This is a genomic window from Bacteroidota bacterium, assembly GCA_016713925.1.
Taxonomy (GTDB): domain Bacteria; phylum Bacteroidota; class Bacteroidia; order AKYH767-A; family OLB10; genus JAJTFW01.
This window is the reverse complement of record JADJOH010000002.1, coordinates 95,763-108,141: the sequence shown is the minus strand read 5'-3', so window position 1 is coordinate 108,141 and position 12,379 is coordinate 95,763. Positions and strand designations below refer to the sequence as shown.

General features: G+C 40.6%; 11 protein-coding genes. 6 read left to right on the top strand and 5 right to left on the bottom strand.

Annotated elements, in window-relative coordinates:
- Positions 1-57: 57 nt before the first annotated feature.
- Complete coding sequence (locus IPJ86_00535) at positions 58-1,251, bottom strand: pyridoxal phosphate-dependent aminotransferase (protein MBK7885830.1); 1,194 nt, start codon at positions 1,249-1,251, stop codon at positions 58-60.
- 345 nt (positions 1,252-1,596) lie between these two features.
- Between IPJ86_00535 and IPJ86_00530 the strand changes: the two genes are divergently transcribed.
- The 4 genes from IPJ86_00530 (at position 1,597) to IPJ86_00515 (ending at position 6,627) form a co-directional block, all read left to right on the top strand.
- Entirely contained in the window at positions 1,597-2,127 is a 531-nt protein-coding gene (locus tag IPJ86_00530; protein MBK7885829.1) for a hypothetical protein, read from the top strand.
- Between the two features lie 10 nt (positions 2,128-2,137).
- Entirely contained in the window at positions 2,138-3,709 is a 1,572-nt protein-coding gene (locus IPJ86_00525; GenBank protein ID MBK7885828.1) for a methylmalonyl-CoA mutase, read from the top strand.
- A gap of 153 nt (positions 3,710-3,862) precedes the next feature.
- Positions 3,863-5,206: an IS4 family transposase gene (locus IPJ86_00520; protein MBK7885827.1), complete on the top strand. Its 1,344-nt coding sequence runs from the start codon at positions 3,863-3,865 to the stop codon at positions 5,204-5,206.
- A gap of 551 nt (positions 5,207-5,757) precedes the next feature.
- Positions 5,758-6,627, top strand: a complete 870-nt coding sequence (locus IPJ86_00515) for a hypothetical protein (protein MBK7885826.1) — start codon at positions 5,758-5,760, stop codon at positions 6,625-6,627.
- Between the two features lie 195 nt (positions 6,628-6,822).
- Here the strand turns inward: IPJ86_00515 and IPJ86_00510 are convergent, their stop codons facing one another.
- Positions 6,823-7,137 carry a septum formation initiator family protein gene (locus IPJ86_00510; protein ID MBK7885825.1) on the bottom strand — a complete coding sequence of 105 codons (315 nt, stop codon included), beginning with the start codon at positions 7,135-7,137 and terminating at the stop codon, positions 6,823-6,825.
- A 144-nt stretch (positions 7,138-7,281) separates the two neighbouring features.
- Here IPJ86_00510 and IPJ86_00505 point away from each other — a divergent pair, with 144 nt between their 5' ends.
- Both IPJ86_00505 and IPJ86_00500 read left to right on the top strand, forming a co-directional pair.
- Complete coding sequence (locus IPJ86_00505; GenBank protein MBK7885824.1) at positions 7,282-8,121, top strand: ABC transporter permease; 840 nt, start codon at positions 7,282-7,284, stop codon at positions 8,119-8,121.
- Complete coding sequence (locus IPJ86_00500; protein ID MBK7885823.1) at positions 8,121-8,819, top strand: hypothetical protein; 699 nt, start codon at positions 8,121-8,123, stop codon at positions 8,817-8,819. Before IPJ86_00505 ends, IPJ86_00500 begins: the two co-directional genes overlap by 1 nt.
- Positions 8,820-8,894: 75 nt before the next feature.
- Here the strand turns inward: IPJ86_00500 and IPJ86_00495 are convergent, their stop codons facing one another.
- The 3 genes from IPJ86_00495 to IPJ86_00485 all read right to left on the bottom strand — a co-directional run bounded on the left by IPJ86_00495 (position 8,895) and on the right by IPJ86_00485 (position 12,042).
- Positions 8,895-9,422, bottom strand: a complete 528-nt coding sequence (locus IPJ86_00495) for a DUF4440 domain-containing protein (GenBank protein ID MBK7885822.1) — start codon at positions 9,420-9,422, stop codon at positions 8,895-8,897.
- Positions 9,423-9,968: 546 nt separating this feature from the next.
- Complete coding sequence (locus IPJ86_00490) at positions 9,969-11,705, bottom strand: PspC domain-containing protein (GenBank protein MBK7885821.1); 1,737 nt, start codon at positions 11,703-11,705, stop codon at positions 9,969-9,971.
- The gene (locus IPJ86_00485; GenBank protein ID MBK7885820.1) at positions 11,698-12,042 is read right to left on the bottom strand and encodes a PadR family transcriptional regulator; all 345 of its coding nucleotides are present in this window, start codon (positions 12,040-12,042) and stop codon (positions 11,698-11,700) included. Before IPJ86_00485 ends, IPJ86_00490 begins: the two co-directional genes overlap by 8 nt.
- Positions 12,043-12,379: the final 337 nt, after the last annotated feature.

Sequence of the window (12,379 nt, the reverse complement as noted above, 5' to 3'; positions counted from 1 at the left end):
GAGTGGTAATGAGTTTAAGTTATTGATTAACAGCAGTAAAATGAAGGGGTTCTCCAATTATTTCAGCTTGGCAAGGCTGACTTTAATTCTTTTCATTGCTTCTTTCAACAGTTCTTCACTGGTGGCAAAGGACAAACGGATGCAATTATTATCTCCAAAAGCTTCACCGGTCACCATTGACACTTTCGCATCAGCAAGCAGGTACATGCAGAGGTCGGTGCCGTTTTGAATTTTATATTCTCCGTGAGATTTTCCAAAGAAGGAAGTCACATCCGGAAAAATATAAAATGCTCCCGCCGGCTTATTGAATTTCCAGCCCGGAATCTCAGCCATAAGAGATAAAACCAAATCACGACGTTTAAGAAAAATTTCACGCATATATCCGTAATTCTGCCAGTCGGTGGAGAGGGCTTTGAGACTGGCTTTTTGCGCGATGGAATTCGCCCCGGAAGTAAATTGCCCCTGCATTTTATCGCAGGCTTTTGCTACTTCAGTACAGGCGGCCATATAACCGATTCGCCAGCCGGTCATCGCATACCCTTTAGAAACTCCATTCACAATGATCACACGGTCCCGAATGAAGTCGAATTGAGCGATAGAGGCATGGTCAGCTTCAAAGCGAATATGCTCGTAAATTTCGTCACTGAGGATCCAGATTTTTTCATGCGGATGCAATACTTCCGCGATCGCCTTCAGTTCCTCCTTGCTAAAAATTGTTCCTGAAGGATTGCAGGGGGAGGAAAAAATAAAAAGCTTTGTTTTTGGAGTGATCGCTGCTTTGATTTCAGAAATTTTCGGCTTGAAATCGGTTTCAACACTTGTGGGAATAAATACCGGAATTCCTCCTGCCAGCTGAATAATCTGCGAATAACTCACCCAGTAAGGAGCGGGAATAATTACCTCGTCGCCCGGATCAATCAGACTCAAAACTGCATTGGCAATACTCTGCTTAGCTCCGGTAGAAACAACAATCTGCTCCGGTTTATACGTTAAATTGTTTTCTCTTTTAAATTTTTCGCTGATGGCTTTTCGCAGATCAGAAAAACCGGAGATAGGAGGGTAATGCGTAAATCCTTTGTCGATGGCTTCCTTTGCAGCTTCGCAAATATCTTTTGGTGTATCGAAGTCGGGCTCCCCTAAACTCAAACTGATAATATCATGTCCTTCTTCCTGTAGTTCCCGGCTCAAACGGGCCATTGCGATGGTTGCTGATTCCTCTAATTGATTTACTCGCTGTGATAAATAGTTCATTACGCTTCTCTCAGATTTTCATTGCAAAACTATCAAAAAAAGACTGTGCAAAAGATTGCTGGTAAACAGTGTTTTAGACTTTCGTACATCCGAAATTATCCTGAATTAAGGCTAAATTTTGGCTTAAACCTCTTAAAATGAATGAAACAGGAAAATTGGACCATAATAGTTATTTCCTGTTCAGCTGCTACTCAGAACTTCATAGATTTATTAAGATGCAGTTGAAAAATTTTTAAATCGGGTTTTTAAAAAATCAGCCATAAATGGATATCTCAAAAAGGGTAACGAAATCTGCGATTAAACACATCATCAATATTACGATATTTGCAAAAAAAATAATAATCCATGGACATTCCGCAGGGCATTCTTGATTTCCTTGTATATCTGGCTCCTTCGTTGCTTGTATTTCTCACCTCCTGGCTGTTAGTAAAGCGATTTCTGCAACGCGAGTCCGCTTTAAAAGTACTCGAGCTGCGAGCCGGTCAGCAAAAGGACATGATGCCCTTGCGTTTGCAGGCCTATGAGCGCCTTTCCATTTATCTCGAACGGATTTCTCCCAATGTCTTATTGCTCAATCAATATGAGCCGGGCTTAACGGTGATTGAATTCCAGCAAAAGTTATTAGAGACGATCAGAGGGGAATTTGAGCATAATTATGCACAGCAGATTTACATTTCTGTACCCCTGTGGACCATCGTTCGAAATGCAAAAGAAGAAGTAGCACGACAGGTCAATGCTGCCGCCTCTTCTCTCGATCCGGAAGCACCTGCTTATCAACTCAGCAAGAAAATTTTTGATTCCATACTCGAAAAGGAAGAATTCCCGACGCAACGCGCATTAAACATATTGAAATCGGAAGTAGCCCAATTATTCTAATCATTCCCCCATGTCAGACGAGAAAATAAAGAACAAAGCCATTGCTACCGATGCGGGTATTGAAATAGAACGGATTTATACCAAAGCCATTCCTGTCAATGAAGATGCAGGGCAATTTCCCTTTACCCGTGGTGTGCAGCAGGATATGTATCGTGGCAAACTCTGGACCATGCGCCAGTACGCAGGGTTTTCTACAGCGGAAGAAAGTAACGAGAGGTATCATTTTTTATTGAAGCAAGGGACAACAGGACTCTCTGTTGCCTTTGATTTACCTACTCAAATTGGTTACGACTCGGACCATGCGCTTTCAGAGGGAGAAGTAGGTAAAGCGGGCGTCGCCATTGATTCGCTGGAGGATATGGAGATCTTGTTTAACGGTATCGAATTGGAGAAAATCACCACCTCCATGACCATCAATGCCACTGCCGCTGTTTTACTCAGCATGTATGTAGCTTTAGCAAAACGACAGGGAGCAAATCTTGCCAACGTTTCCGGAACGATACAAAACGATATTTTGAAAGAGTATGCTGCCAGAGGCACTTATATTTATCCGCCGAAGCCCAGCATGAAAATCATCACCGATATTTTCGCCTGGTGCGCTGCCGAATTACCCAAGTGGAATACCATTTCTGTTTCGGGATACCATATCCGTGAGGCCGGTGCAGATGCCGTTCAGGAACTCGCATTTACCCTGGCAGATGGAAAAGCCTATCTCGAAGCGGCAATTAGCCAGGGATTGGATATAAATGTCTTTGCAAAACGAATGTCTTTTTTCTTCAACGCGCACAACAATCTTTTTGAAGAAGTGGCGAAGTTCAGAGCGGCACGACGCATGTGGGCAAAGATTACAAAGGATTTAGGTGCTACTGATCCGCGGGCACAGATGCTCCGTTTCCATACACAGACGGGAGGATCCACCCTCACTGCACAACAACCGCATAATAATATCACCCGTGTTACCATTCAGGCTTTGGCGGCAGTTTTAGGAGGAACACAATCATTGCATACCAACGGATTCGATGAAGCTCTCGCCTTACCTACTGAAGACGCAGCCCGCATCGCCTTGCGTACACAGCAAATCATCGCACACGAAAGCCGTGCTACGCAAACGGTCGATCCATTAGGCGGAAGTTATTACGTAGAATGGCTCACGGCGGAAGTAGAACGAAAAGCATGGGATTACATCACACGCATTGATAAGATGGGAGGGGCGGTAGCAGCCATTGAACAGGGTTTCATCCAGAAGGAAATTGCAGACTCGGCTTACAAATACCAAAAAGATATTGAGTCCACGGAGAAAGTCATTGTTGGCGTCAATAAATTCACCCTGAAGGAACCACCCTTTGATGATATCCTCACCGTAAACGATAGCATTCGTATCATCCAGACAGAGAAATTAGCGGCGTTAAAATCCAACCGCAATGCAAGCTTCGTTCAACAGCAACTCCAACACCTCGAGTCCGCCGCCCGTGACGGATCCAACCTCATGCCGCATATCCTCACCGCCGTCGACAACTACACCACCCTCGGCGAAATTTCCGATGTGCTGCGTAAAGTGTACGGAGAGTATACGGGGAATTGATGAATTGATGAATTGATGAGTGGTTGTCCCGAAGCCTCGCATAGGCGTCAAGGCTAAATTGGGTAATTAACAACGAAATGTAGAGAAAAAGTGCTTATAATCAACTAAACGAAGAGAAAAAAAGGAGCTGTTTGTATTTCAATACTTCGAATAATGAAAACAAACAACTCCAAGGGAGGTAAATCCCACAACAAAGAAAGTATAATTTTCAATAAAAGCGATAAACAATTAATCAACAAAATTGCAAAGCTTACTGGTTTCATAGGAAGAAAGGACGGCAAGATTAGACCCTATAACCTCATTTTAGGATTTATGATTATGACATCAAAAAAATTAAAATCATTTGACAGTTGGGCTTCAGAAATAGCTGTAATAAATGGTATTAGCTTAACTAAGCAGGCAGTTGAGGAGCGGATGAACTACAAAACAGAGAACATGCTAAAACTAATTTTTGAAGAAAAGCTAGCCTCCACCCTAAATTCAGTTCAATGTGAAGAGATTAATATTATCTCGGAGAAATTCAAAGCAATATTTGTTGAAGACTGCACAGCTACTAATTTACCAGTTAAATTGGCAAAATATTTTCCAGGGAATGTTTCAAGAGGAGAAAAGAAATCTGTGGCAAAAATTCATGCTTTATACAACTTTACAAAAAACAATTTTTCATTTCTTGACATCCACAGTTTTGCTAATAATGACCAAAGTCTTTCACCCAATGTCCTCTCCTACTTAAAGCCAGGTGATTTGATTTTACGCGATCTTGGTTTTCAAGTAATATCGGTTCAAAGGCTACTCATTTCAAATGGCGTATTTTTAATATCCAGAAAAAAATTCGGCACAAAAATTTATGATGAAAAATCAGGAAAGGAGTTGACTTTTAAGAAACTCCTTGGGAAAAAGGGCTGGTTTGATGGATATGTATTGGTGGGAAAGACAGAACAATTGAAAATGAGAATGGTTGTTACGGCACTGCCTAAAGACAAGGCAAATGAAAGAAGAAGGAAAGAGAGGAAAAACAGAGACAAAAGAATGAATCACAGTCTTGAATATTACAATCAGTTAGGCTATACCATTTTGCTTACAAACGTGCCTGCTGAAATATGTTCAAGAAAAGAGATAGGACAAGTATATGGTCTAAGATGGAGAATAGAAACAATTTTCAAAACGTGGAAAAGTCATTTTTCTCTAGAAGAAATAATCCCGAATGAATGTAAAAATCCATATCGCATTACATGTGTTATATATTTAATGCTTCTACAGATAATCATTTTTCAAATTATTTGGATGAACCATTACACGAATGAGAATAAACTGAAAGAAGGAGAACGCTATTTTAGCCTTATGAAATTGGCAAAGTTCTTCTCCCAACATCTCCATTCAATCTTAACATCCGAAAACGACGAAAAGATTAAAATGCAATTAGAGAAATATTGTAGATACGAGAAAAGAAACGATAGGATAAATACAATGGAAAAATATGAAAAATGCGCTGCTTAAGCTTGACGCCTATGCGAAGTCTCGGGATGATGAATGATTTGAATGAAGGCTTGAAAATTTTGAAATAAATATAAAGTTATTGTTATAATAAAAGTCCTCCGTGATCCTTAGTGCCCTTTAGTGCCTTAGTGGTTAAAAAGGAAAACTCCTTCGAGGACGAAAATCTACATTCATCTAAAATCAATTCATTATTTTCGGTAATTTAAATATTTTCAAATTGAAAGCATTGCTATTCGTCGCCATCTGAGGTTTGAATTGACGGATTCAATTTGAAAAAACCGGATTTTCAATAAAATTTTGATAGGCCGCAGATTGCTAATGATTATTATGATTTATTATGATAATTCCCTGCGAACCCTGCGTCGCGAATTCTCGCGATCTTAGCGACACCTGCAGATGCATGTGCAGTCAGAGGCGACTAGAAAAAAGCAAGCAGCCAGATGCGAGCGGCCAGCAGCAAAAAGTTACTATTCCATTCGATGAAACACTTTCCCCTCTAAAATAATATTCAAAAGAGGAGTATTTTGCTGCTTTGTGGTTAATTTTGCATCATGATTCGCTACAACCCCAAGGATTGGTTTCTCATCATTTTTAAATTTCATAAAGCCGATACCTTTCGAAAATTGCTGCCCTTGATTGTAGTGCTTTCCATTTATGCGGGATTGATTACCTGGCTGGAATCAGAAGTCTGGAAGCTGAGCGACAAGAGTCATGTGAAGAATCTTTCATTGATACATACTTCTTTGGGCATGGTGATTTCATTGCTGCTTGTGTTTCGCACCAACACCGCGTATGAGCGTTGGTGGGAGGGTAGGAAAGTATGGGGAGGGCTCGTGAATTCGAGTCGTAATCTCGCATTAAAAGTACAGGCGTTGGTGCCGCAGGAGGTGGGTTACTACAGTGTGATGATCCCCAATTTCGCATTTGCGTTGAAGAACCATCTGCGCAGAGTACACCTTGAGGAAGAACTGGAGCCTGCAGAAGGATTTGCCGTTGTTGATACCGGCGGAACACATCTCCCCAATAAAATTGTGAGCCAGATCATGAAATACACTATTGCACTCGAAAAATCCGGGAAGTTAAAAACAGAGCATCTTTTGTTCCTCCAGCCGGAATTAACCAACTTTACGGAAGCTACAGGTGCCTGCGAAAGGATCCGAAATACCCCGATTCCCTATTCTTATTCGGTTTTCCTGAAAAAATTCATGTTTCTTTATGTGATGACCTTACCCTTCGGTTTTGTGTTTTCACTTGGCTATTTTACCGTGCCCGTTGTTGCAATCATATTTTATGTGCTGGCAAGTCTTGAACTCAGCGCCGAAGAAATCGAAGATCCTTTCGGTTCTGATGCCAATGATCTCCCCACAGATGAAATCGCCACCGGTATCCGTAAATCCGTAAAAGAAATTTTAAATTTTTAATTTGAATAATACTACTTGTTTTAAAAGTTGATCATTTCACACATTAAATTTTCGATAGCTGTAAACCAAAAATTCTATCAGAACTTTAAACTTTAACCTGGTAACTGTAGCCGGAAGCTGGTAGCCGGAAGCTGGTAGCTGCTCTAATACTACCGTAAATTAAAATCCACCTAAAATTTAATGATAGCAAAAGTACTATTCTTGTACAGCTACTTCTTCAATCAGAAAAATTTCTTCATTGTCTCTTTTCATCAAATAATGCTCGCGTGCATATTTTTCAAGATGTTCAGGGTCTGACATGAGTTCCTTCATGTCGATTTTGTTTTTCTCGATTTCAGCGAGGTAATATTGTTTATCCACTTCGAGTTTTTCCAATTGTTTCCGGTAGCTGTACTGTGAGTAAAGGTCGTTGCGGTCGAAGAAACTGATCCAAACAGCGAAGGCAATAACCGTCAGCACATATTTGTTCTTAGCCCAGGCCGGAATTGATTTTACGAATGCGAATATCATGATGTAAATGTAATAGGTTCTATGTTCTCAATACCAACTATCCCGGAATTTTTTAACCCTTGCTTGTGAATTGCCCGCCTTTGGTGAACAATTCACTAGTTTTATATGTTTGTGCTACATGTCAACGATGAATCCGGGTATTTTATGTGGAATATTGTAAAGGCCGAACTTATTAAAATTGCCGCTAAACCAAGGAGTTACATTGGTTTTGTGGCGATTACGGTGATCGTGGGACTGATTCATCTGGCGATGTACCTCGATGGATTGAATTACATCGGTTTTATTACAACGCCGGTGCAAACGAATTTTGTATTGGAAGGAAAGATATTAAATGGCAATCTGGTTTGTTTTATCATCCTCCAAACGCTGATCATTCAAATTCCATTGCTCGTGGCTCTGGTTACCGGCGACCTGATTTCCGGAGAAGGTGCGATGGGTACGATTCGCTTGCTGGCTACCCGTCCGGTAAGTCGTGGACAACTGCTGACCGCAAAATTTATTGCAGGAAATGTCTATGTCTTCTTTTTATTGCTCTGGTTGGGTATTCTTGCGCTTGGTCTGGGTTTGTGGTTCTTTGGTCCGGGAGATTTGATTGTGATTAAAAGTGATGCACTGACGATACTTCAGTCGCAGGATACTTTATGGCGATTTTTATCGGCGCTGGGGATTGCCTTTCTAAGTTTAATGGTGGTCTCATCCTTTTCCATGTTGCTCTCTTGTTTTTCAGAAAATTCCATTGGTCCCATTATTTCAACGATGGCGGTGATTATCCTGTTCACTATTATTGGTACAATGGATATTCCGTTTTTTGATTTGATCAAGCCCTTCCTGTTTACCACACATATGGTCGTCTGGAGAAATATGTTTGATCAGGAATTGCAATGGGACGAAATCGGCTTTTCACTCTCTGTCTTGCTGTTTCATATAATTTTATTTTTTGGTATTTCAATGATGGCATTTCGTAAAAAAGATATTCTGAGCTGATGAAAAACGTGTTTATAGTGGTATTGGTTTTATTGACGAAGTCCCTGGCTATAGGTCAAACCGCACCCGACGCAATGGCTTTATTGCGTGAGGTGAACAAGAAGTTTGCATCGGTAAAAGATTATCAGGTGGATGCGTTGATCGATGCGCGAATTTCGTTTCTGAAGATATTGCCTCAGCGTGCAAAAGTGTATTTTAAGTCACCTGATAAGTTTAGAGTGAAGTCGAAGGGGATTGCCATCTTGCCAAAACAAAATTTCGATCAGTTGTTTCAATTGATGGCTGATGAAAAGGCGTATATGGCATTTGTCACCGGTAATGAAAGCCAGAATGGAAAGATGGTGACGATTCTGAATCTGATTCCGCTATCTGATACCACTGATCTGGTGTTGGCTAAAATTTGGGTAGATACCGCTCGCGATTTGATTGTTAAGTCACAACTGACTACAAAATCCAATGGTACAGTGCTTATCGATTATGTCCATGGTAATTTGAGTGATTATGCTTTACCGGATAAAATGATATTTACGATTGATGTGAAACGGTTTAAAATTCCGAAGGCGATTGCGGCGGATATAAATTCAAAGTCGACTGCTGAACCGAATAAGAAAGAACCGAAAACGGGTCAGATCATTATCAGCTTTTCAAATTATATTTTCAATAAGGGACTTTCCGACGAGTATTTTAAGAAAGATTGAAAAGGGGTATAAAAAGAAAGATCTCCCTTACGGAGGAGACCTTTCAAACCTAACCTACAAACTAAACGCTAATCTTTATGGCTGGACAGCTTCAAATACATCACTTTTCTTTATGGCACTTGCCACAGGATTGCTTGAACTGTTGAGCTGTATTTTATAACTGTAGTCATTTCCTCTTTTCCAAACTACCACTACATCGGTTGTCATTGATTTTTCAACGCCATTTTCTACTTTAGTGATGGTCCATTTGCCAATCTGGTAAAGCATTTTGGAGTTGCCGCCAAGTTCTGTAATTTCAGATCTAATGCTCTTAGCAGATGTCATTCCATACCAATATTCAGCGATGGCTTTTCTACCTTGAATTTTTTGTCCGCCGGGAACCATAATGGTCGCATCGTCGGAGTAAAGGTCAATGATGCTGGCAAAATCTTTAGCCGTTAACGACTTTTCAATGACTTTGTTCAGTTGTTCGATTTCAGCACGGGTGTCGGCAGGAATTTCTGCATTGCCTTGTGCTTTTGCTGCATTGCCAGCGAAGAGTAAACCCATTGTTACCATTAAGGCTGCGAATGAGTGACGCATGAAAGAATAGGTTGTTTTCATAGTTTTTTTTTATTAGTACTGTTTAATTATTTCTTTTATCTGTGACACATTCGCCGTTTGATTTGTTACAGCGTGTTGTGTTTTTTTATTTTGATAGGACAAAGATGCACTCATATATAGTAAATGCAATTCGTTTTCTTACGGAGTGTCGATTATGGAGTTTGAAATGTATGCTGATGTTTCTGTAGTGAATGCGAGTGGAATGTTAACATTAAATGAATGGCGATTGATGGAGAAATGGTGTTGTGATTTACAATTGAACGTACATATGATCCGGATCTTGTGAAAGGTGCACAGTATTAGATGTACTGCTCTTTTTCATAGACAAAATCTGAACTTTTCTCTACCAATTCTTTATTCTGGTTAAAACACTAAGGCGTCCTGTACGGCAAATGAATTTCATAAATGGTGACATTCTGCAATGAATGTTAACAATATGTTAATGTAATGAAGACCTGAACCACTGAAGTGAATGTATAACCGGAAAAATCTGGTCATAAAAAAAGCCGGTCTTTCCACCGGCTCTTCTTTAAAACAATGATTTAATTATTTTTTGTCTTTCGCATCAATAATAATTCCTTCGCCGTCAATTTTTATCTTCACATCTTTATTGTCCCAGTTGATGGTATCGCTGTTGACTTTAATATTCACATCTTCTCCGTTGACACGAACTTTTACGTCTTCGTCGTTAGATTTCGTTGAATTCGTTTCAAAGTTACAATTGGCGCATTCCAGTCCGCGATTGGTCATGGTCCAGGTATGTCCTACCATATCATTGTCCCAGGTATTGGTGGTGTTTTTAATATCGTAGATGATATCTTCAGTGTTTTCACCAAGGAATACACTTTTTCCAACCGGGACTTTAAGAATCAATCTGATTTTCTGTGCGCGGAAATGAACATCTTTCGGGAGAATATAATCTCTGGAAAATTTAAGCACATTATCCACTTGTTGAAGTTCATAGATAACACCACGGCCATTCAGTTCTGCTTCCTTTCGGTTGGGTCCGCGGGAAGTGGTAATTCTTACGAGTTCATATTGATCACCATCTGCACGTTGAACATCTAATTCTACCTCTTCAATGCGTGCAGTGTCTTCACTTGAATTGATCGACCAGCCATCGGACATAATCTTCCAATCCCCGTTATAATAAACATCATCTTTATCATCATAAGGATTGAGCATCGCCAAATGCATCGTATCCGTGGTCGGTTGAACTATAGGAATGGTTACTCTATTGGTATCACTGACACGGAATTCCCGTGCAATTTGAAAACCAATGAATGTGGCAATTATTATTCCGGCTCCCCATAGGATACCACAGGTATAGTTGAAGATTTTAGATTCGCTCGTAATTTTAAAGATGGAGCGAACTATTCTATACAATAATACCAGCGCCGGTATTCCGACAACAAGTGCCAGGGCAAGGGTCATCATATTCATCTGCCAGGCATCGAGGAAGGAATGTGTCAGGAAGATGGGCAATGAAGCATCTCCGATCACTCCGGTCATTCCAAGAAGTACCATGAACAATGCAAACAATACTGCTATGAGTACGATCGCCATAATGACACCGATAAAGCCAACGAAGAACTTGATAGCAGCTACGATGATAGCTCCGATGGCTTCAAAAAAATTTGCAACAGCACTGCGTCCTCCTCTTCGTGCGCCCGGCTTTCCTGAAATCCGGTTTTTAATATCTTCTACTTCTTCTTCAATCGTCCTCTTGATGTTATCAATGTTCACCGCCTGTCCTTTCATTTCCAGTTTTTCGGAAGTGGTCTTGGCTTTAGGGATGATTATCAACAACAAGATATAAAGGAGTAAACCTGAACCCCAGATAAAGAATGCTCCGGCGAAGATGAGGCGTAGCCAGATAGGATCCATACCCACATAGTGACTCAAACCACTGCAAACACCGCCAATCACTTTATCATCCGGGTCGCGGTACAATTTGCGATAACCACGGGCTTCGGTTGTATTCCATGTGCGTTGTTCCGCATTTTCTTTTTCTTCATCAGCACCTGCTACTTGCTCGGGTTTGCCCATGGTGTTGATCATATATTCAACATCGGCGGAGGTCACCACCTGGCGACTGGTGCCGATACGTTCGCTGAACATTTCCGCGATACGCGATTCAATGTCCTGAATGATTTCATCCCGACCATCAGAGGTTGTGAAATACCCGCGTATGGCTTCAAGATATTTTCGAAGCTGGTCGTACGCTTGCTCTTCTATATGGAAGACCATGCCTCCAATGTTCACGGTTACAGTCTTATTCATGATTAGGGTTATTTGAAGTAGTTTGATTCACGGCGTCCACGAGTTCCTGCCAGGTGGTGTGAAGTTCGGTAGTAAATTGTTCGCCTATTGGCGTTAGTTTATAATATTTACGGGGTGGCCCTGAAGTGGATTCTTTCCACGTGTATGCGAGCAGCCCCTGGTTTTTGAGACGCGTAAGAAGAGGGTAGAGGGTACCTTCCACTACCATGAGTTTTGCTTCCTTCATCTTGGCGATTATATCGGAGGGATATACTTCTCCTTTTCCAATAATGCTAAGTATGCAAAACTCAAGTACCCCTTTTCGCATCTGGGCCTGGGTGTTTTCGAGATTGCTCATTTTCTTTTTTTTGGTTTATCGCATCAGCCGTGATCATCAACTTTTGCGGATTTTACTACTTGGTGATGCAAACATACTAATAAACTAAGGTACTATGCAATACAAAGTACCTTTTGATTTGTTAAATTATTGATAGTCAATTATAAAAAATTATTATTTCAATCGGTACAGTTGAATTACAATAGAAATACAGTTGAAATACAGTTGAAATACAGTTGAAATGCAGTTGAAATACAGTTGAATAGACACTATCCCACGAAGTGTGTAGGTATTTCAACTGCATTTCAACTGTATTTCCATGTATCCCACTATATATCCATGTATCCTACTGTATATC